The 19,347-nt window shown below is 51.3% G+C and carries 25 protein-coding genes; 12 read left to right on the top strand and 13 right to left on the bottom strand.

Annotated elements, in window-relative coordinates; all coding sequences use genetic code 11:
- Positions 1-194: 194 nt before the first annotated feature.
- The 5 genes from BLV87_RS16945 to BLV87_RS16965 all read right to left on the bottom strand — a co-directional run bounded on the left by BLV87_RS16945 (position 195) and on the right by BLV87_RS16965 (position 5,028).
- Positions 195-983 (bottom strand): exodeoxyribonuclease III, encoded by a 789-nt coding sequence (locus BLV87_RS16945; protein WP_093070599.1) that lies wholly within the window; start codon positions 981-983, stop codon positions 195-197.
- Positions 980-1,921, bottom strand: coding sequence for an ornithine carbamoyltransferase (argF, locus tag BLV87_RS16950; protein WP_093070601.1), 942 nt, complete (start codon positions 1,919-1,921; stop codon positions 980-982). Before argF ends, BLV87_RS16945 begins: the two co-directional genes overlap by 4 nt.
- Positions 1,918-3,111, bottom strand: a complete 1,194-nt coding sequence (locus BLV87_RS16955; RefSeq protein WP_093070603.1) for an aspartate aminotransferase family protein — start codon at positions 3,109-3,111, stop codon at positions 1,918-1,920. Before BLV87_RS16955 ends, argF begins: the two co-directional genes overlap by 4 nt.
- A 198-nt stretch (positions 3,112-3,309) precedes the next feature.
- Entirely contained in the window at positions 3,310-3,867 is a 558-nt protein-coding gene (locus BLV87_RS16960; RefSeq protein ID WP_093070604.1) for a DUF2799 domain-containing protein, read from the bottom strand.
- Positions 3,868-3,939: 72 nt separating this feature from the next.
- The gene (locus tag BLV87_RS16965; protein WP_093070606.1) at positions 3,940-5,028 is read right to left on the bottom strand and encodes a tetratricopeptide repeat protein; all 1,089 of its coding nucleotides are present in this window, start codon (positions 5,026-5,028) and stop codon (positions 3,940-3,942) included.
- A 183-nt stretch (positions 5,029-5,211) separates the two neighbouring features.
- On the opposite strand from BLV87_RS16965, the gene BLV87_RS19530 reads away from it, so the two are divergent.
- Positions 5,212-5,361, top strand: a complete 150-nt coding sequence (locus BLV87_RS19530) for a hypothetical protein (RefSeq protein WP_175518024.1) — start codon at positions 5,212-5,214, stop codon at positions 5,359-5,361.
- Positions 5,362-5,772: 411 nt separating this feature from the next.
- On the opposite strand, the gene BLV87_RS19890 is transcribed toward BLV87_RS19530, so the two are convergent.
- From BLV87_RS19890 to BLV87_RS16995, 5 genes are all read right to left on the bottom strand, one after another.
- Positions 5,773-6,225, bottom strand: coding sequence for a tetratricopeptide repeat protein (locus BLV87_RS19890; protein WP_093070609.1), 453 nt, complete (start codon positions 6,223-6,225; stop codon positions 5,773-5,775).
- 45 nt (positions 6,226-6,270) lie between these two features.
- Entirely contained in the window at positions 6,271-6,921 is a 651-nt protein-coding gene (locus tag BLV87_RS16980; RefSeq protein WP_093070611.1) for a hypothetical protein, read from the bottom strand.
- 377 nt (positions 6,922-7,298) lie between these two features.
- The gene (locus BLV87_RS16985) at positions 7,299-7,544 is read right to left on the bottom strand and encodes a hypothetical protein (protein ID WP_093070613.1); all 246 of its coding nucleotides are present in this window, start codon (positions 7,542-7,544) and stop codon (positions 7,299-7,301) included.
- Positions 7,541-8,530 (bottom strand): COX15/CtaA family protein, encoded by a 990-nt coding sequence (locus BLV87_RS16990; RefSeq protein WP_093070615.1) that lies wholly within the window; start codon positions 8,528-8,530, stop codon positions 7,541-7,543. Before BLV87_RS16990 ends, BLV87_RS16985 begins: the two co-directional genes overlap by 4 nt.
- 6 nt (positions 8,531-8,536) lie before the next feature.
- Positions 8,537-9,037: a TlpA disulfide reductase family protein gene (locus tag BLV87_RS16995; RefSeq protein WP_139282218.1), complete on the bottom strand. Its 501-nt coding sequence runs from the start codon at positions 9,035-9,037 to the stop codon at positions 8,537-8,539.
- A 111-nt stretch (positions 9,038-9,148) separates the two neighbouring features.
- Between BLV87_RS16995 and BLV87_RS17000 the strand changes: the two genes are divergently transcribed.
- The 6 genes from BLV87_RS17000 to BLV87_RS17020 are packed head-to-tail and all read left to right on the top strand — an operon-like array spanning position 9,149 to position 14,092.
- Positions 9,149-9,646, top strand: a complete 498-nt coding sequence (locus BLV87_RS17000; RefSeq protein WP_093070619.1) for a DUF2244 domain-containing protein — start codon at positions 9,149-9,151, stop codon at positions 9,644-9,646.
- 27 nt (positions 9,647-9,673) lie between these two features.
- Entirely contained in the window at positions 9,674-10,804 is a 1,131-nt protein-coding gene (coxB, locus tag BLV87_RS17005; protein ID WP_093070620.1) for a cytochrome c oxidase subunit II, read from the top strand.
- Between the two features lie 19 nt (positions 10,805-10,823).
- Positions 10,824-12,434: a cytochrome c oxidase subunit I gene (locus BLV87_RS17010; RefSeq protein ID WP_093070622.1), complete on the top strand. Its 1,611-nt coding sequence runs from the start codon at positions 10,824-10,826 to the stop codon at positions 12,432-12,434.
- The gene (locus BLV87_RS19535) at positions 12,434-12,571 is read left to right on the top strand and encodes a hypothetical protein (protein ID WP_175518028.1); all 138 of its coding nucleotides are present in this window, start codon (positions 12,434-12,436) and stop codon (positions 12,569-12,571) included. The genes BLV87_RS17010 and BLV87_RS19535 overlap by 1 nt, the downstream gene beginning before the upstream one ends.
- Positions 12,568-13,182, top strand: coding sequence for a cytochrome c oxidase assembly protein (locus BLV87_RS17015; RefSeq protein WP_093070623.1), 615 nt, complete (start codon positions 12,568-12,570; stop codon positions 13,180-13,182). The genes BLV87_RS19535 and BLV87_RS17015 overlap by 4 nt, the downstream gene beginning before the upstream one ends.
- A 10-nt stretch (positions 13,183-13,192) precedes the next feature.
- Positions 13,193-14,092, top strand: coding sequence for a cytochrome c oxidase subunit 3 (locus BLV87_RS17020; protein ID WP_093070625.1), 900 nt, complete (start codon positions 13,193-13,195; stop codon positions 14,090-14,092).
- Positions 14,093-14,104: 12 nt separating this feature from the next.
- On the opposite strand, the gene BLV87_RS17025 is transcribed toward BLV87_RS17020, so the two are convergent.
- Positions 14,105-14,314: a twin transmembrane helix small protein gene (locus BLV87_RS17025; protein ID WP_093070626.1), complete on the bottom strand. Its 210-nt coding sequence runs from the start codon at positions 14,312-14,314 to the stop codon at positions 14,105-14,107.
- Between the two features lie 13 nt (positions 14,315-14,327).
- On the opposite strand from BLV87_RS17025, the gene BLV87_RS17030 reads away from it, so the two are divergent.
- The 4 genes from BLV87_RS17030 to cyoE are packed head-to-tail and all read left to right on the top strand — an operon-like array spanning position 14,328 to position 17,471.
- A complete protein-coding gene (locus BLV87_RS17030) occupies positions 14,328-15,095 on the top strand; it encodes an SURF1 family protein (protein ID WP_175518030.1) in 768 nt (255 codons plus the stop codon).
- The gene (locus BLV87_RS17035; protein WP_093070629.1) at positions 15,092-15,715 is read left to right on the top strand and encodes an SCO family protein; all 624 of its coding nucleotides are present in this window, start codon (positions 15,092-15,094) and stop codon (positions 15,713-15,715) included. Before BLV87_RS17030 ends, BLV87_RS17035 begins: the two co-directional genes overlap by 4 nt.
- Before the next feature lie 49 nt (positions 15,716-15,764).
- A complete protein-coding gene (locus tag BLV87_RS17040; protein ID WP_093070631.1) occupies positions 15,765-16,550 on the top strand; it encodes a DUF2189 domain-containing protein in 786 nt (261 codons plus the stop codon).
- A 24-nt stretch (positions 16,551-16,574) separates the two neighbouring features.
- The gene (gene cyoE, locus BLV87_RS17045) at positions 16,575-17,471 is read left to right on the top strand and encodes a heme o synthase (protein WP_093070632.1); all 897 of its coding nucleotides are present in this window, start codon (positions 16,575-16,577) and stop codon (positions 17,469-17,471) included.
- On the opposite strand, the gene BLV87_RS17050 is transcribed toward cyoE, so the two are convergent.
- Both BLV87_RS17050 and BLV87_RS17055 read right to left on the bottom strand, forming a co-directional pair.
- Entirely contained in the window at positions 17,450-18,802 is a 1,353-nt protein-coding gene (locus BLV87_RS17050) for a cbb3-type cytochrome c oxidase subunit I (RefSeq protein WP_093070634.1), read from the bottom strand. The genes cyoE and BLV87_RS17050 overlap by 22 nt on opposite strands.
- 19 nt (positions 18,803-18,821) lie before the next feature.
- Complete coding sequence (locus tag BLV87_RS17055; protein WP_093070635.1) at positions 18,822-19,040, bottom strand: DUF2189 domain-containing protein; 219 nt, start codon at positions 19,038-19,040, stop codon at positions 18,822-18,824.
- Positions 19,041-19,132: 92 nt separating this feature from the next.
- Between BLV87_RS17055 and BLV87_RS19540 the strand changes: the two genes are divergently transcribed.
- A complete protein-coding gene (locus BLV87_RS19540; protein ID WP_175517813.1) occupies positions 19,133-19,291 on the top strand; it encodes a hypothetical protein in 159 nt (52 codons plus the stop codon).
- Positions 19,292-19,347 lie beyond the last annotated feature (56 nt).

Raw genomic sequence — 19,347 nt, forward strand, 5'->3', positions numbered from 1 at the left:
ACCCTGTTGGAAAACCTCAGTACACCACAATGCTTGGTTAGTAGTGAGTCAGACCTGATTCAATCACTTATAAATCAAATAGCTAATATTGGCTTTTTTTATAGTCTCATCGCTTCAATGTTTACTACACATGAAAGTTTGGCTCGCAACTAAAATCAAGAAATCAGGCACTAAAAGCTAGGGATAACCCGATATTAACCAGCATACAGGCCGTAGTCGTAATCCAGAATCAACGGCGCATGGTCAGAAAAACGCTCATCCTTGTAGATGGATGCCGCTGCGACCTTGCCTTTGAGGGAGGGAGTAAGAATCTGGTAATCAATCCGCCAGCCGACGTTTTTTGCCCACGCCTGCCCACGGTTCGACCACCAGGTATACTGTTCGGCTTCCTGATTCACCTCCCGGAAACCGTCCACAAAACCCAATTCATTGAACAGCTTGTCTAACCAAGCGCGTTCTTCCGGCAAGAAACCGGAATTTTTCACATTGCCCTTCCAGTTTTTAATGTCGATATTCTGATGCGCAATGTTCCAGTCACCACAAATCACCAAGTCGCGCCCATCCGCCTGCATTTGCACCAGCAACGGCAAAAAATAATCCATGCAACGGTATTTGGCTTGCTGACGCTCCTCCCCCGACGAACCTGACGGCAAATACAAGGAAATCACGCTCAGATTGCCGAAACGCGCTTCAATATAACGCCCTTCCGCATCAAACTCGGCATTACCCATGCCGCTAATCACCGCATCCGGCTCAGTACGGGCATAGATTGCCACCCCGCTATAGCCCTTTTTTTCGGCATCATGGTAATAGCAATGATAGCCTTCAGGAAAAAACACGGCGCGGTCTGCTTCCAACTGGTGAATTTGTGCCTTGGTTTCTTGGATGCACACCACATCCGCCTGCTGCTGCTTCATCCAAGCGAAGAAGCCTTTTTTTGCAGCAGAACGGATACCGTTGGTATTAGCGGAGATTATTTTCATGCCGCGTCGGAAGTACCTGCCGGAAACCCACACACCAGCACTTCCAGCAATGCTTTTTGCGCGTGCAAGCGGTTTTCCGCCTCATCCCAAACCACGCTTTGTGCGCCATCCATGACATCTGCCGCCACTTCCAGCCCACGATAGGCCGGTAGGCAGTGCATGAAAATCGCATCCGGTGTTGCTAGTTGCATCATCTCGGTGGTGACTTGATAGCCAGCAAACGCAGCTTCACGGATTTTCTTTTCCGCCTCCTGCCCCATGCTTGCCCAAGTATCCGTCACCACCACTTCTGCACCTTTAACCGCCTCATTGGGTTCACGGAAAAACGTCACTGAACCTGCTGTTGCTGCGACCACATCCGCATCCGGGTCATAACCTTCAGGGCACGCTACATTCAGATGGAAACCAAACAGCTTGGCAGCCTCCATCCACGAATGGCACATATTATTGCCATCGCCAATCCACGCCACGGTTTTGCCATTGGGCAAACCGCGCTGTTCCATCCACGTCATCATGTCCGCCAGCAATTGACAGGGGTGGTATTTATCCGTCAATGCATTGATCACCGGCACACGGGAATGCGCCGCGAACAACTCCACTTTTTCTTGCTCAAAGGTGCGAATCATCACCACATCCACCATGCGCGAAATGACACGGGCGGAATCTTCAATCGGTTCACCGCGCCCCAATTGGGTATCGTTCGGTGACAGAAACATGGAATGTCCGCCCAATTGCGTCATCCCCGCCTCAAACGAGACGCGAGTACGGGTGGAAGATTTTTCAAAAATCATTGCCAAGGTGCGCAAATGCAGCGGCTCATACGTCTCGCCACGTTTCCACATGGCTTTGAGTTGAATCGCCCGCCCAATGAGTGCGTGCAATTCCACCGGAGTAAAATCGGATAAAGTCAGAAAGTGTCTGACAGGTTTAGTATTCATGAAGGTCTCTCTCCAGCAGCGGGATGCAAAAATGCCTGCACCAATTCACTGACCATAGTTATTATTTGATCCGCTTGCGCATCGGTAATGATTAATGGCGGTAACAAGCGGATAACATTGCCAGCGGTAACATTGATCAACATGCCTCTCTCCAGAGCCTGTTTCACCAATTCACCGCAATCACGCTCCAGTTCCACCCCAATCATCAAGCCTTTGCCACGAATATCGCGCACCCCTGTCACACCCGTGAGTTTTTCACGGAATTGTGACAGAAAATATTCACCTAATTCTGCCGCCCGTGCGGTCAGATTATCGTGTTCCATTACCTCAATCACGGCACGCGCCGCACGGCACGCCAGCGGATTACCACCAAACGTTGAGCCATGATTGCCGGGGCCAAACACATTGACCGCCTTGCCAGCGGCTAAACACGCACCAATCGGCACACCGTTGCCAAGTGCTTTTGCCAGCGTCATGACATCGGGTTGAATCTTACTGTGTTGAAAAGCAAACCACGTGCCAGTACGCGCCATACCTGCTTGGATTTCATCCACCATCAGCAACCAATCGTGCTGATCACAGATAGCACGTAAGCGTGGCAGGTAATCAGCGGCAGGAATACGAATCCCGCCTTCGCCTTGCACTGGTTCGACCAAGACCGCCACGATATTGGAGTTGCTTGCCATTGCCGCAACCGCATCCGCATCGCCGTATTCGACGCGCACGAACCCTTCCACTAACGGGGCAAAGCCTGCTTGTGCCTTCGGGTTGCCAGTCGCGGTAACGGTTGCCATGGTGCGCCCGTGAAACGCATTGCTCATCACAATAATGGTGGGGACTGCCACACCTTTATTGTGACCGTACAAACGCGCAATTTTAATCGCCGCTTCGTTTGCTTCCGCACCGGAATTTCCGAAGAAAACGTTATCGAAACCCGACAACGCACACAGCTTTTCTGCCAACGCTTGCTGGTGTTCAATTTGGTAGAGATTCGAGGTATGCAGCAATTCATGGGCTTGCGCACAAATCGCATCCGCCACTTCGCGTCGCGCATGACCTACGTTACACACGGAAATGCCGCTGAGGGCATCCAAGTATTGTTTGCCTGCGGTATCCCACAGGAAAGCACCTTCGCCTTTCGCGAAAGTGACGGGCAAACGTGCATACGTCGGCATTACTGCATTGGTCACGGCAAAACCTCCAAAAAATCCGCCACAATAGCCATAAATGCGAAAGGCAGCCCAGACAGGCTGCCTTTGCGAGAAAGCGAAAGACTATAGGGAAAGCGTTTCTACTTGTCAATCACTAAATTAGTGCGTTGTCAAGGGCTAAATGTACCTGTTGAAAATCCATTCAACGCATTTCGACAATTAGCGGGCTGGAACGCCTCAGTTTTGCGTCTGTGTTTTAAGCGCCTCGGTAATACGGCTGTTCATATCCCCTGCTTTGATACCAAGTTTTAACCGTGCCTCGGCAGCAAGGCGAGCTTTCTCTGCATCTGAAGCAGCTTGCTTGCCACTTTCCTGGTTTTTACGCTCCTGTTCTTTGAGATTCTTGTAAATCTCATCACTTTGGCGTCGGATGCGCTGTTGCTGATCATAAAAGATCAACCCTTCCCTGTAACCTTTGTTGAAAGGTTCCGCCAAACTTGGCTTGTCACATAGCTTGCCGAGGAAAGGGCCTCGTCTTCCAACTGCCTTGCCATTGTCGTAGGTACAGAAAGCTTTCTCCCCCCGGTCATAACCCCGCAGATACAGCCCCTTGTTGGGGGTGATGCCCACTTTGCCACAATCTTGACCGTAAGACGCTAACAGGCTGTCACGTCCAGCCATGGCGTCGGCATAACCCAATTGTTCCCAATCGGCGGTTTTACATTCCTCTGGTTGTATGGATGCACAAGACACCAACACCAGCCCCAATCCCATGATCAGCATAACTTGTTTCATTGACACTCTCCTTTTGATAAAAGTCTCGCGCTTACGCCGTGTTAAGCGGGATGCAGTTAAATTGAATGACCATTAGCGTTTGATGGAGCGGATGGCAGCGGCGCGTTTTTCCAGTGGTGCGGCCAAGGCTGCCCGGTCGGTCTTATTGTAAAGTTCAGCCAGGTTTTCAAGGCTTGTGGCAACATCAGAGTGATTTTCCCCTAATCCCTTTTCCAAAATCGCCAAGGAGCGTTTATACAGCGGTTCTGCCTGCGCGTACTGACCTTGGTCATAATACAGTAGTGCAAGGTTGTTCAGGCTCGTGGCAACATAGGGATGACCTGCTCCCAATACCTTTTCCCCAATCGTTAGCGAACGCTTATACAGTGGTTCTGCCTGCGTATACTGACCTTGGTCTTTATATAATCCCACAAGGTTGTTCAAGCTTGTCGCAACATCGGGATGGCTTGCCCCCAGCGCCTTTTCCAAAATCGCCAAGGAGCGTTTATACAGCGGTTCTGCCTGCGCGTACTGACCTTGGGTTCGGTATAACTCCGCAAGGTTACCCAAACTCTTGGCGACATCCAGGTGGCCTGCCCCCAGTGTTTTTTCACTAATTGCCAGCGAACGTTTATACAGCGGTTCTGCTTGCGCGTACTGACCTTGGGTTCGGTATAACTCCGCAAGGTTGTTCAAGCCTGTGGCGACATCCGGGTGGTCTGCCCCCAGTGCCTTTTCCAAAATTGCCAGTGAACGCTTGAACAGTGGTTCCGCTTGCGCATACTGACCTTGGGTTTGATATAACTTCGCAAGGTTACCCAAGCCTATAGCAACAGCAGGATGATCCGCTCCCAGTGCCTTTTCCCGAATCGCCAGCGAACGCTTGTACAGCGGTTCGGCTTGTGCGTACTGGCCTTGCGCATAATAGAATCCCGCAAGGTTGTTCAAGCTCGTGGCAACATCAGGATCACTTTCCCCTGCATTCTTTTCGATTAGGGCCAGTGCCTTTTTCGCTACGACAATGCCATCAGCGTAATGTCCTCCATCAAGCAGTTCTACGCTTTGCTTATTAAGCTGCTCCCATTCTGCATGGGTATCGGCTGCTGCAAAAACCGGGGATGTTCCCAGCAACAACAGCAATGCCAGTGCTATAGAGGGATTGATGCGTTTGTTCGTATTCATTTGCTATACCTGACAGTTAATTCAAACCATGTGCCAGATGCCATATGCCAACGGGAAAAGACACTCAGCCCCGTGACGGCAGCGCTATACACGGTTATACGTTCTGGAAGAAAAAAGGGGTTAAATGCACTCACCTGAATAGTAGTCCTTCACTCCCTATCCGCAAGGTAATCTCACCATGAATTGCCAGCGAGTGGCATCGCTATACACGGTTATATATTCTGGAAGCAGCCGTACTCAACCGCCACCACCACCACCGCAGCCGCCAGCGCCACCGCAACCACCGTCACCACCTCCGAAGCCACCATCACCGCCGCCGCCATCGCCACTTGATTGGCTTACTGCTTGCCAGCCTGTATGCGAACACCTGTCACAACGGCATTCCTCTTGTAAACCATCCTCACTAAGTGTTCCTGTGGGATGGAAAACATTGCGGGTGCGGCAGGCTGGACAACGGTGATAATTCCAATAGGAATAGGCCATTAAGGCCGGAAACCATAAAACGATGAAACCAAATACGTGAACCGCTGATATATAATGAGACAGGTAATTCGATATGCTTATTAGTAGCCATATCACCCCACTGACGGTCAGTAGCGCTGGCAAGCAGCCTCTGGCGTCCTCTATCGCTGCTATCATGAACAAATAAACAAAAATCAGCACGAATGGCCACCACTCCATAGCAATCTACTCCCACAGTGATTCAACATTTGCTTACACAGTTTGTTTGACAGACTCTACATTTCAGCGTTTGATAGCGCGGATAGCCGCAGCACGTTTTTCCAACGGCCCGGCCAAGGCTGCGCAGTCAGTCTGTTGGTAGAGTCCTACCAAGTTTTCAAGGCTCAATACGACATTAGTCTGTTGGTAGAGTCCCACCAAGTTTTCAAGGCTCAATACGACATTAGGATGATATGCCCCCAGTGCCTTTTCCCAAATTGCCAACGCACATTGGTACAGCGGCTCCGCCTGCGCGTACTGACCTTGGTCTTGATATAATCCCGCCAAGTTGTTCAAGCTTTTGGCGACATCCGGGTGGTTTTCCCCCAGTTCCTTTTCCCGAATCGCCAGCGAACGTTTTAACAGTGGTTCTGCCAGTGCGTACTGGCCTTGCTCATGATACAGATTCGCAAGGTTGTTCAGGCTTATGGCGACATCCGGGTGGTTTTCTCCCCGTGCCTTTTCCTGAATCGCCAGTGAACAATGCCAGTACCATAGAGGGTTTGATGCGTTTGTTCGTCTTCATGGGTTAAGTGAAATGTTCCCTAAGTATGCACTTTGGTAATGAATACCCCACTCTCCATATGCGATTAACCTCAAGTCATGATCGTACTCCTTGATTAACATCCAATTACCTAAATCACCTTGTGCACCTCCTGAAAAATGGTGCCAATTATCAATCTTTTGATGTTCAAAGTGCTCAAACTCAAATGTGTTATGAACTATAGAATATGTTTCTTGAGTAACAGGGATTCGTTCAGTTGCCTGATTTAATTTAATGCAATCGATTACTTCAACCACGATCCAAGCATGGTTCTCTTCCTGTGTGAGGACTTTAACTACCTTGCATTTAACAAAAGCTGATAGATTAATTTCTTCAGGATGCTCATCCCAACCATCTAAACTAGATAGAACAGGTTTGTATAGTGTCCAAAATTCAGAATTCAAATCTTCGCAGAATACATAAGAGACATGCACTGCTCTGTTTTCGCCAACCTTTGGAGATCGTTTTGATATTGACCAGAACTTTTTTTCATTCAGCGGTGGAATCGTATTCTCCTGTTCGCTCCACTCAATCACGTCATCGTAAGCCGAAATAACAAAATCCTCTAGCTGGCGAAATTCGTTTGCAGCAGCGTGACCACAAGTTGGACAAATAAAACTTATATTCATGATAGAGTACCTGAGAAAGCATAACAGTTAATTCAAACCGTGTGCTAGATGATGACATCGGCTAACGGGAAAAGACACTCAGCCCCGCCACGGCATCGCTATACATTGCTATACGTTCTGGAAGAAAAAAGGGGTTAAATGCCTAACGTCAACTAATCTTGTCCATTGGGAAAAAAGTCAGCCCAAAGATCGTAACCGTGCGCACCAACCGTAACCAAAACCTCTTTGGTGAGCGAACCAGTCTTCATAGCCTCTGCGACCAACTCAACGAACTTGCTGATGACAAGGTATTGGGCAATCACATATTGGTCATCCAGACTGTGGTCTTTGTATAGCTTGTCAGCATGGTAGATTTTAAAATGCGCCTGTACAGCCTCTTAGCCCGTTAATATCCGCAACGAATCATCACAACGGTAATGCCCCAACCAGTCGGGGTCATCCATATCGAACCCGTTTTCATCATAAGCAAACGGCTGAAACCACCAAAGCTGCGGATTGGCTGAAAAAGCATTCATTGCCAAATACACCGCCTTAACGTCAAAATCACGGCTGCACTTATCAATACAGTCATTGATTACCCCTAGAATTTCCTCTGGCAAATTGCTGAATTGATTGCCAATCAAGTATTTAAAACCTTCCCCTTCTTCTGCTGCCAAAGCGCCACTACCGCCAGTAACAACAGCGCCGCCCCCAAGGTATGCAAAGTCGCTACCACCAGCGGCAGCGCAAACACCACATTGCTAATCCCAAGGCTCACCTGCACGATTAACAACACCAGTAATGCATACGGCACAATCCCACATGACACCGAGCGTCGCCGTATTAACCACCACGCCAAGCCCCCCAGATACAGAAATACCAGCAATGCGCCCAAACGGTGCGTCAAATGAATCGCGGTGCGTGCCGGGTTCTCCAGCGTTCCAAACTCATAATTCACCCCTGCCTGCCATTCAAAGCTGAATGCCGTGCGGAAATCACTCGCAGGCCACCATTGCCCCTGACACAAGGGGAAATCCACCCCACACGCCACCGCCGCATAATGCGTACTCGTCCAGCCGCCCAAGATAATTTGCGCAATCAACAGTAGCAATGCCCCCAGCGCCCAGCTACGCACCGCACCAATGCTGCCATACAGCGTTGAAAAACGCGGCACATGCCGTTGCAGCCACAGCCACCACAACAATGCCAAGGTGGTAAACCCACCCAGCAAATGCGCCGTCACCACGGGCGGACTCAGCAAATGCGTCACCGTCCACATCCCCAACGCTGCCTGAAACATAACCGTCGCCAGCAACAACGTCGGAATCCAGATACTCGCCTCAAAATAACGCCGAAACCTTACACGCAATACAAACAGCACCAAGATCAACACACCCAACATCCCTGCTGCGTAGCGGTGAACCATCTCCTTCCATGCCTTTGCGTGTTCCAGCGGACGCTCAAACTGATTAGCATCCACCTGCTCCGGCACGCCCACATGCCCGTAACAGCCCGGCCAATCAGGGCAACCCAAGCCCGCATCCGACAAGCGCGTATACGCCCCCAGCACAATCACCAACAACGCCAGCCCTAACGTCAACGACAGCAAGATCGAATAGGTTTTTTGCATAAATGACTACCGTTGAATGAATGAGGCAGAAATAGGTTTCTCAAGCATAGTACGCATTTCAGCCAGCGTTAGCTTTCCCTTGGTTTGGTACAGAATGTTGCCCTTGGCATCCACCAAATGATGGCTGGGCACGACCAAATCGGGCGCAAATTGCCGCGCCGCTTGCCCATCCAAATCCAAGGCCACCGGCAACGTCAATTGCAGTGTGGTTTGCACATCCAACACGGTATTCGGCGGGTCTGTTGGCAATGCCACTGCCACCACTTGCACCCGTTCGGCATATTCACGCTGCAAAGCCTCCAACGCAGGCAGCTCTTTCACACAAATAGTGCAACTGGTCGACCACACGTTCACCCAAGTCAACTTACCGTTCATATCAGGAATATGGGCTTTTTCCCCACTCAACAGCGGCAATGTTAAGGGCGTAACTATTGGTTCACTGCAACCTATTAACAGCGCCCCCCCTAAAACCACGGTGTATTTAAGCTTATTACCAATTACTAACATATTGAATGTTTTACAATTTTCAATGATAAATATCAAAAACTAGGATATATTATTTTCATCCTGTGTGAAATCACACATTTCCATGGCTTAGCCAAGACGGGTGGAACGGTTTTGGTAACGACAACCAGCAACCTCAGCACGGAATGCCGCACCTTTGAAGTGCGCCCGAACCGCTCATTGTCCCGCGAGGGCATGATTGTGTTCTTCCTCGTGGTTGCGGCACTTACCTTGCTCGTCACCGTGCGGTTCTTATTATTGGGTGCATGGTTAATCTTGCCATTCGCCCTGCTCGAAATAGCGGTGCTAGGCGTCAGCCTGTACCTGTTTGAACGTGCCTCGCGTTACTCTGAGACCATTCAGATAGCGCCTGACAGCATCTTAATTACGACCCGCAGCGGGGTAGACATATTGCGCGAATACCGCTTGCAGCCGTACTGGGTGAATATTGCACTCCAGCGCGACCCGCATCACTGGTATCCCAGCAAATTGCTGTTACGTTCGCACGGGGAATGCATTGAAATCGGCGCGTGCCTAACCAATGCCGACCGCAAAACGCTCGCAAACACCATAACAAACGCCTTGGAGAGTTGCCGCAAGACAACACACTGACCACCCCGCTTCATGTTAGGAGGAAACATGCTGCCTAGAAGAGATAAATGCTTATCCGCCCTGTTCATTACTGGGGGAGCTTGGTTATTCAGCAGCATGGCGCACGCCGCCTACGAATACAACCTCACCCCGCCCGCTTCGACACTCACCCAAGAAATCTTCGACTTGCACATGCTCACCACCATTGTCGGCACCATCATTATGGCGTTGGTGACGGGCATGATTATTTACGCACTGATTAACTTTCGCCATGCAAAAGGCGCGATTCCCGATCAGGAATTCCATAACGGTTGGTTTGGGCGCTGGGCATGGGTACTCGTACCAGTGATTGTATTGAGTATCGACTTGACCATTGCCAGTTCCGCCTCGTCGACCCTCAACTCGGTCGAATCCCACGATAAAGCCGATGTCACCGTCAAAGTCATAGGCTCGCAGTGGAAGTGGACGTATGAATACATGGACGATGACATTAAAATCGTCAGCAACCTCAAAAAGCTCGAACCCACCGACCCGCTCTACCTGCGGGATGTCGATGACCCGCTGGTATTGCCCACCGGCAAGCGGGTACGTTTCCTGTTGACCTCCAGCGATGTTTTGCACAACTGGGGTATTGCAGAAATTGTCCCCAAGAAAATCAATATTCCCGGTTACATCAATGAAACTTGGACGCATATCACCAAAGAAGGCACGTATCGCGGGCAATGTTACGAAAACTGCGGCACAGGTCACGCTTTCATGCCTGCGGTAGTACGGGCGGTTTCCCCGACCGAATACGAGCAATGGAAAGTCGCCCGCAAAGCCCAGCAAGCCCAAGCGGCGGCGGAAGCTTCTGCTGACAAGGTGTGGGCAAAAGCCGAATTGATGGCAAAAGGTGAAGAGGTCTACACCAAAAACTGCTTAGCCTGCCACCAAGCCAATGGACAAGGTTTACCCGGTGTATTCCCCGCCTTAGCAGGCAGCAAAATTGCCAACAACACCGCCGCCCTCGCTGATCACATTGCGATTGTGGTGAAAGGCAAAGCGGGCACGGCAATGGCGGCATGGGGGCCACAATTAAACGATCTGGACATTGCCGCTGTGGTGACTTACGAGCGTAATGCTTGGGGCAATACAGCGGGTGAATTGGTACAACCTAAAGATATAAAAGCAGCACGCTAATTGCTGAGGAGGAATTTTCATGAGTGTAGCCACCACACACGACCATCATCATGACCACCACGGCCCGCCGCGCGGCTGGCAACGCTGGGTATACAGCACCAACCACAAAGACATTGGCACGATGTATTTGTTTTTTGCCTTGTTTATGCTGTTTTTTGGCGGTGCAATGGCGATGTACATCCGCGCTGAATTGTTCATGCCGGGGGTGCAGCTTGCCAGCCCTGACTTTTACAACAATATGGTGACCGACCACGCGCTGGTGATGGTATTCGGGATGGTCATGCCAGCCGCCGCAGGCATGGCCAACTGGATGATTCCGATGATGATCGGCGCACCTGATATGGCCTTACCGCGCTTGAATAACTTGAGTTTTTGGCTGTTACCAGCGGCGGCTATTTTGCTGATGCTCTCCATCGTCGCCCCTTACATTTTTCCTGATGGCGGCACACCCGTGAATACCGGCTGGACGTTGCTTCCCCCGCTGTCGGTGCAAAACGGAATTGGCATGGATTTCACGATTTTTGCCATCCACACCTTGGGGGTGTCGTCCATTCTTGCTTCCATCAATATCGTGACCACGATTTTGAATATGCGAGCACCTGGCATGACCATGATGAAAATGCCGCTGTTTGTGTGGGCATGGTTTTTCACCGCGCTATTGCTGATTGCGGTTATGCCGGTGTTGGCAGGTGCCGTCACCATGTTGCTGTTTGATCGGCACTTTGGAACCTCATTCTTTGATGCGGCGGGCGGTGGCGACCCGATTTTGTTCCAGCATTTGTTCTGGTTCTTTGGGCATCCTGAAGTGTATGTATTGTTGCTGCCGTCTATCGGGGTGTTGGGTTTGGTCATTCCGACGTTTGCGCGTAAGCCGTTGTTTGGCTACAAAGCGCTGGTGTATGGCATGGGCGTGTTAGCGGCGCTGGGCATGGTGGTGTGGGCGCATCACCAGTACACCATCGGCATGTCCTTGGTGGCGACGAATTACTTCATGATTGGCACGATCCTGATTTCGATTCCGGTCGGGCTGATGTTGATGAATTTCATTTTCACCATGTGGCGCGGCTCGATGACGTTTGAAACGCCGATGTTGTTTGGAATTGCCATCATCCTCATGTTCTCGTTTGCGGGGGTAACGGGGGTGATGTTGGCGGTAGTGCCTGCCGATATGCAATACCATGACACCATGTTCGTGGTGGCGCATTTTCACTATGCTTTGATTCCGGGAGCGGTATTTGGCTTGTATGCAGGCGTGTTTTACTGGCTGCCGAAATGGACGGGGCATATGTATAACGAGCGTCTTGGGCAGATTTTCTTCTGGTGGACGACGATTTCGTTCAACCTGACCTTCTTCCCGCAACATTTCTCTGGGTTGGCGGGAATGCCTCGGCGCATCGTGGATTACAGCATCCAATACACCGAATTCAACATGATTTCGAGCATTGGCGGGTTCCTGTTTGGACTGTCCCACCTGCTATTTTTGTTCATCATTATTCAGACGATTCGCGGCGGGGCAAAAGCACCAGCGAAACCGTGGGAAGGTTCACAAATCGGTACACCGGGATTGGAATGGACACTGCCTTCACCGCCACCGTTCCACAGTTTTACCGAAGCGCCGGTGATTAAATAATGAAAGCACCAGACGACGACAAATTGCGTAAAGCGAATCTGCGGGTAGCGATTATTCTCGGCATTATCGCGGGATTAGCACTGCTGTACTCCTTCATCTACCTGCCCAAAGTATTGAGCGGTGGGGTTGTGCCATGAACGACGCACCCCTGAACCGCGCAGAACTGACTGCTGCCAAAAACAAGACGGTGACACGCCGCTTGTTTTTGGTGGTGTTGGGGATGTTCGGTTTTGGGTTTGCGATGGTTCCCCTTTACCGCTTGGCGTGCGAAGTCGGGGGAATCAATGGGGTAGCTGGCACACCCGCAGGGCGCGTGGCAGATACCGCTGCCATCCCTAAGCCGGTGGATACCAGCCGCGTGATCACGGTGCAATTGGATGCCACGGTAAACACCGGGTTGCCGTGGGAATTTCGCCCGTTGGTGAAACAAATCCAAGTGCATCCGGGGGAAAAGGTAGCGGTGAGCTATTACGCCAAAAACCTGTCGGATCAGCCGATTACGGGGCAAGCCGTGCCGGGCATTACCCCTTGGCAGGTCACGCAACATTTCAGCAAGATCGAGTGTTTTTGTTTCACCCAACAGGTGTTGCAACCCGGTGAGGCCAAGGAAATGCCGGTGTATTTCACCATTGACCCAGCCGTGGATAAGCAATACGCCACCGTCACCTTGTCTTATACCTTTATGAATACTGAGCGTGATTACACCCTGACACCCGCGCAACACGCGGCAATGAATACCAGCCATTGAAGGAGCCAGCATGAGCACACAGGCGGATACCCACACGGATAACGCAGCGTATTACATCCCCGAACCCAGCCGCTGGCCGATTATTGCGGTGTTTGGCATGTTCATGCTGTTTTTTGGGCTGGTGTTAAGCATCAATAAGATGAGCTTGGCAGGCAGCCTGATCATGGTGACCGGCTTTGCGGTACTGGCGCATTTGATGCACGGCTGGTTTGGCGCGGTGATTGATGAAAACTTGAGTGGCAAATACAACGGGCAGGTTGACCGCTCTTTCCGCCAAGGCATGTTCTGGTTCATTACCTCCGAAGCGGCGTTCTTTGTGACGTTTTTTGGCTGCTTGTTTTACTTGCGCAATATTACCCTGCCTTGGCTGGGCGGTGATGGGCAATTAGCCACCTCCAATATCCTGTGGGAAGGTTTTCAATACAACTGGCCGTTGCTCAACTTGCCGGATGCGGATACCACCAAATACGTACCCGCCAAAGAAGCGATGGGGCCGTGGGGTTTGCCACTGCTGAATACCATTATTTTGCTGTCCAGCGGTGTCACATTGACGTGGGCGCATTGGGGCTTGAAAAAAGGCAACAATACGCAACTGGTTCGCGGTTTGATCATGACCATTACGCTGGGGACAATCTTCTTTTTCGTGCAAGGCTATGAATACTGGCACGCGCATCATGCGATGGATTTGACTCTGAACTCTGGGGTGTATGGCTCAACGTTTTACATGCTAACCGGCTTTCACGGGCTGCATGTCACCATCGGGACGATTATGCTGATCGTGATTGCGGTACGCAGCGCCCGCCACCATTTCACCGAACACAATCACTTCGCGTTTGAAGCGGTTGCGTGGTATTGGCACTTCGTCGACGTGGTGTGGATTGCGCTGTTTATTTTCGTGTATTGGTTGTAATAGCGGGGTTCTTCACGGCACGACACCGTGAGGCACGATTTGCCCGGTGAAATAACCGACCATCAATAAACAGATGAGGAATACCGAGAGCGCGACCCGCGTGGTCAGGGAGTTCAGAACCCGATTGGATTTGCCGTTATCTTTCGCCAGAAAGAATACACCGGACACGAGGCTGATCAGGATCAGAGCCAGATTGATGATAATCAGTACTTTAAACCACATGAGGAACCTCGGATTGTTACAGCAGGGTGAAAATACCAGTATAACAGCACGTTACCGCTTTCAACCTAGCGTTTTTACCACGCTATTGACGTTGCTATTGGTGGGCATTTTTACAGCTTTATCCGTGTGGCAATACCAACGCGCCGCCTACAAAACCCAAATGGCGCAAGCGGTCATGCAACAAACCACCCAAGCGCCGCTCAATCTGAATGAGACGAGTGTGGACTGGCCTGCACAACGCTTTCGCCCCGCCACTGTCAGTGGTTATTGGGAAGCCGCTAATACGGTCTTGCTGGACAATAGCGTACATCAGGGCAAAGCGGGCTACCATGTGATTACCCCATTACGCATGGCAAACGGGCAGCATCTACTGGTAAACCGGGGCTGGATTGCCGTAGGCGCTAATCGTCAAATATTGCCCAGTATTCCAACCCCAACAGGTGGCGTAACCCTAACGGGGACGCTGGAATCACCCCGCTCCAAACCCGTGTTTCTGTTTGGGGATATGGCAGCCGACACTGAAGGCAATCAACGCTGGTTGTATTTGGATATGGCGCATTTCGCACACAAACTGGGGCATTCGCTTGCACCGTATGTGTTACTGCAAACCTCGGAAAGCGCAGACGGTTTGCGCCGGGATTGGCCTGCTTACAGCAATACTGCGGGGATGCACATCGGCTATAGCATCCAATGGGGCGCATTTGGGCTGATTGTATTGAGTGCTTATGTGTCGCTGAACCTCCGTAAATACCCTAGCGTTACTTCCAAGGAAACCCTATGACGTCAGCTACTGATACCGCCGTTTCTTCCCCCAAACGCAGCAATCGTACCCTGTGGATTTTGGTGGCGGTGTGTGCCTTTCCTTACCTAGGTGGTTGGTTGTACTACCAAAATAGGGATGTATTGCCCCTTCCCCTCACCACCAATTACGGCACATTGGTATCGCCCGTGCGGGCAGTGGGTGAATTACCGCTAGAAAGCCTGAACGGTGCTACGTTCAATACAGTGGATTTGCGCGGCAGTTGGGTATTGGTGACAGTGGCAGATTCAGCGTGCAACGAACGTTGTCAGAAAAACCTGTATTTCCTGCGCCAAGTGCGGCAAGCAATGGGTAATGAACGCCGCCGTGTCGAGCGTTTGTTGGTATTGACTGAAACCAGCCAGTTAGCCGCCTTGCAACCGTACTTAGCCGAACACGCGGGAATGCGTATCGCGGTAGGCGCAGCCGATGCTATCCAACACTTGCAGACAGTGTTGCAAAACCCTAACCCAGTGGCGCAAGACGGTCTTTACATCATCGACCCGCTGGGGAATGTGATGATGTCGTATCCACCGGATTTCAACGGCGAGTTGATTATCAAAGATTTACGCCGCCTGCTTAAAGTATCACAGGTGGGGTGAGCCAAAGCCACACGGCTGAATTTTAATAAAGTGAAGAGGAGAAAGTGTTATGGCCACGATTAGCAGTACCGACCACACCGTGATCACTGAAGCCCCGCACCTAACCGTGCGGAAAGTCGATTCCGAAGCCTCTATGCGCTGGTTAAACGCCGGTATTAAGGATTTCAAAGCATCCCTCGATGCGAGCATTACTTACGGCATGGTCTATGTCGTGCTGGGGCTGATTCTGGCATGGTTATCTTGGGCAAACCCCATTTTCGTCACCTCACTTGCCACCGGCTTTCTGATTTTAGGGCCGATTGTCGCCGTCGGCTTTTATTGTATGAGCCGCACGCTGGAACAGGGTAACAAACCACATTTCAGCCAAGGTATCGACGGTTTACGCTTTAACGGGGTTAGCTTAGCCAGTTTTGCGATGGTGTTGGGCGTATTGATGGGAATCTGGGCAGTGATCTCATCCGTGACGGTTGCCATGTTTTTTAACAATGTGACCATTGCCGACAACTGGCTGGATACCTTAATCGGACACGAGCAGTTTGTGCCATTCTTGTTTGTCTGGGCGTTAAGCGGGGCGGCTGTTGCAGCGGTAGCCTTTTCAATCAGCGTGATTTCTGTGCCATTGATCACCGACAAGCGTGTTGATGTCATTACTGCAATCATTACCAGCGTAAAAGCCGTCATGGCAAACCCCGGTGTGATGCTGAGCTGGGCATTCATTCTGGCAACCTTGATGTTCTTAGGCTTTATTTTCTTCTTCGTGGGCTTGGCGATTACCTTACCGATTGCCGGTCATGCAAGCTGGCACGCTTACCGTGATTTGATTGCTGAAGAATAAGCCCAACCCTACGGAGTATTGCCCATGATCAATGTCGCCGCCCTCGATACCGCAATCAACTGGAGAGCATACCTGTGCTTATGCAAACTCAAAGTGGTGAGTCTAATTGTATTCACCGCGTTGGTAGGAATGCTGCTTGCCACCCCCAATGCCGTGCCACTGTCCACCCTGTTTTGGGGATTGCTGGGTGTTGGCTTGGGGGCTGCTTGTGGGGCGGCGATTAACCACATTGTCGACCAGCGTATTGATGCTCTGATGACACGTACCGAAAATCGCCCCTTGCCACAGCAGCAACTGACCACCGCGCAAGCGCTGGTATTTGCAGGCGGCTTGGGGGTGTTGTCGATGTTCATCCTTGGGGTCATGGTTAACGCCTTGACCGCATGGCTGACGCTGGTGTCGATGGTGGGTTACGCGGTGGTTTACACCATGTATTTGAAACGCTCTACCCCACACAATATCGTGCTGGGCGGTGCTGCGGGGGCTGCGCCTCCAGTGTTAGGTTGGACAGCCGTGACGGGCGAATTGCATACCGACGCGCTGTTGCTGTTTCTGATTATTTTCATTTGGACACCACCGCATTTCTGGCCGCTGGCGATTAAGCGTCTGGAGGATTATCGCAAAGCAGGTGTGCCAATGTTACCGGTTACCCACGGGGTGGCATTCACCAAACTCAATATTGTGCTGTATACACTGATGTTGATTGCGGTGACGCTGATGCCGTTTCTGACGCACATGAGTGGCGTGATTTACTTGATTGCTGCCAGCGTATTAGGGGCGGGATTTCTGTATCACGCTATGGTGTTGTACCGTAGTGAAGGTGACCAACACGCGATGAAAACCTTCGGTTACTCGATTTTCTACCTGAGTGCGCTGTTTATTGCACTGCTGGTGGATCATTATGTGGCAGGCTGGCTGTAAGATCTGGCATACATCGCCCGCAACACCACCACCACGAAAATCCCCCCGCCAATAATCGCAATCAAACCACCCAGCCCCATCATCCCCATACCGAGGATTTGGGGCAGGTTTTCCAAGCCTTGCGCCGCTCCTGCCGTCTTGCGCTGCACGCCATAACCGCCCGACCAAGCCAACCCTAAGATGTGCATTAACTGCCCACCGCCATAAATATAGGGTTGCCATACCGCCCACTGCGAGGCAACAGACTGAAACCCCAAACGCGGCAGCAAATAATACGTCAGTCCCATAAACGCCAACGTCACCCCGACAATCGAGCCATGGTAATGCGCCGGAATCACCACATTCACCCCGTGAATCAAAAAACCGATAACCCCACCCGCTGCAAATAACACCAACGATGCCCACAACGCATTCCGCAGCGGACGTAATTCAGGCGCAGTTACACAGCTTGCCCGCAACAATGACCACACCACCACCAACCCCAGCGGCAACGAAGTCAGCCCACCGTATTTCATCAAAGCGGTAAACGCCGCCCGATGTTCTGCTGATGCCACGTCATACTGCACATAAATCCACGGAACCACCAACACCGGTAACAACATTACCCCCAACAACCACTTGACCGAACGCGCCGCTAAACCTACCCGAATCCCCGTCGCTTGCGCCAACCACAGCCACGCCACCATCAGCAAAAACGTATGGGTAAATTGCAAGGTATGCCCGCCCCCCCAAAACAGCAGCTCATAAAATGCCTCACCGCTGTACTGCTCAGGCAAATTCACCCCCGTCATCAATAACGCCAGCACTGCCACTGCCGCGCTCACTACACTGAAATAAATGCCCGCTTGTGGCGGCGTTTCCCATCCCGCCACTATCAAGGTGCGGATAATCAAACCCGTAAACCCCACACCAAACAGCCCCAGCCCCCACAAAAATACCGGCTGTTGCAACACGGGCACATAGTTATTCAACAGCGGATGCCCATCCCCCGTAAACGGCGACACCACCATCAACCCCGCCCCCAACGCCGTCACCGCCAGAATCGTCTTATCCCACCAAGGCGACGCAATCGCACTATTCGCCGTCCACAACCCCCCCGCAAACGCCAAAAACCACACCAACACCGACAGCACCACATGCACCACCAACGCCGTGTGAAAAAAATCCAACCAAGGAATCACCTCCTGCACCGCAGGCGTGCGTGACATCACCAACAGCAGGGAAAAAATCCCCGCTGCCAGCAACGCAAAAATCCCCAATTTCAGCCAATTAGCCGCCAAAGCACGGGCGTGACCCTGCGGGTCAGGTAACATAAACGACGTAACTGCCATGCGTTTCCTTTGCTTACTATTATTGACCCACCGTCTCACGGTAAGCGTGCCAACTGGCGTGACCGATCAACGGCAATGTTACCGCCAAGCCAATGAAAAACGTAGCCATGCCCACCAGAATCACTACAGCAATGGTTGCCGCCCAACGCATCATCACCACCGGATTTTTGTAAACCGCCCGAATGCTGGTAACCATCGCCGTCATCACCCCTATACGCATCAACTTTAAGCCCTCCATTCCCTAACTTGCTGTAATCTCATCCAATTATTAGGTTTTTTCCTCCGTTTGTTTTGTCGGCAAGCGGTTGAAGAAGCGAAGAGTTTTGCCAGTTGCTTGAGGCATTTTATCAAGCTGCGTCGCTCAGCGATGCAGGCGGCAAGATGGGAAGCCTGTTCCTGAATGGCTTGAACACCTTTGGTGAGGCTGCGCTGGGGTATTTCCCACAATCCGGTGAGCATGATCCAGTGTTGGATGAGGATAATCAGTAATTTGACGTAGATTTCACACAAAATTCGCCATACGTTGGCACTTCTGGAAACCGCGA

The sequence above is a fragment of the Thiothrix caldifontis genome (assembly GCF_900107695.1).
GTDB lineage: Bacteria > Pseudomonadota > Gammaproteobacteria > Thiotrichales > Thiotrichaceae > Thiothrix > Thiothrix caldifontis.

Excerpts from the sequence above, each read along its gene's own strand:
- BLV87_RS17025 (WP_093070626.1), bottom strand. The coding sequence starts at position 14,314 with ATGTGGTTTAAAGTACTGATTATCATCAATCTGGCTCTGATCCTGATC.
- BLV87_RS17050 (WP_093070634.1), bottom strand. The coding sequence starts at position 18,802 with ATGGCAGTTACGTCGTTTATGTTACCTGACCCGCAGGGTCACGCCCGT.
- BLV87_RS17015 (WP_093070623.1), top strand. The coding sequence starts at position 12,568 with ATGAACGACGCACCCCTGAACCGCGCAGAACTGACTGCTGCCAAAAAC.
- argF (WP_093070601.1), bottom strand. The coding sequence starts at position 1,921 with ATGAATACTAAACCTGTCAGACACTTTCTGACTTTATCCGATTTTACT.
- BLV87_RS17040 (WP_093070631.1), top strand. The coding sequence starts at position 15,765 with ATGGCCACGATTAGCAGTACCGACCACACCGTGATCACTGAAGCCCCG.
- cyoE (WP_093070632.1), top strand. The coding sequence starts at position 16,575 with ATGATCAATGTCGCCGCCCTCGATACCGCAATCAACTGGAGAGCATAC.
- BLV87_RS17035 (WP_093070629.1), top strand. The coding sequence starts at position 15,092 with ATGACGTCAGCTACTGATACCGCCGTTTCTTCCCCCAAACGCAGCAAT.
- BLV87_RS17010 (WP_093070622.1), top strand. The coding sequence starts at position 10,824 with ATGAGTGTAGCCACCACACACGACCATCATCATGACCACCACGGCCCG.
- BLV87_RS16960 (WP_093070604.1), bottom strand. The coding sequence starts at position 3,867 with ATGAAACAAGTTATGCTGATCATGGGATTGGGGCTGGTGTTGGTGTCT.
- BLV87_RS17020 (WP_093070625.1), top strand. The coding sequence starts at position 13,193 with ATGAGCACACAGGCGGATACCCACACGGATAACGCAGCGTATTACATC.
- BLV87_RS16965 (WP_093070606.1), bottom strand. The coding sequence starts at position 5,028 with ATGAATACGAACAAACGCATCAATCCCTCTATAGCACTGGCATTGCTG.
- BLV87_RS17055 (WP_093070635.1), bottom strand. The coding sequence starts at position 19,040 with ATGGAGGGCTTAAAGTTGATGCGTATAGGGGTGATGACGGCGATGGTT.
- BLV87_RS16945 (WP_093070599.1), bottom strand. The coding sequence starts at position 983 with ATGAAAATAATCTCCGCTAATACCAACGGTATCCGTTCTGCTGCAAAA.
- BLV87_RS16980 (WP_093070611.1), bottom strand. The coding sequence starts at position 6,921 with ATGAATATAAGTTTTATTTGTCCAACTTGTGGTCACGCTGCTGCAAAC.
- BLV87_RS19535 (WP_175518028.1), top strand. The coding sequence starts at position 12,434 with ATGAAAGCACCAGACGACGACAAATTGCGTAAAGCGAATCTGCGGGTA.
- BLV87_RS16990 (WP_093070615.1), bottom strand. The coding sequence starts at position 8,530 with ATGCAAAAAACCTATTCGATCTTGCTGTCGTTGACGTTAGGGCTGGCG.
- BLV87_RS16995 (WP_139282218.1), bottom strand. The coding sequence starts at position 9,037 with ATGTTAGTAATTGGTAATAAGCTTAAATACACCGTGGTTTTAGGGGGG.
- coxB (WP_093070620.1), top strand. The coding sequence starts at position 9,674 with ATGCTGCCTAGAAGAGATAAATGCTTATCCGCCCTGTTCATTACTGGG.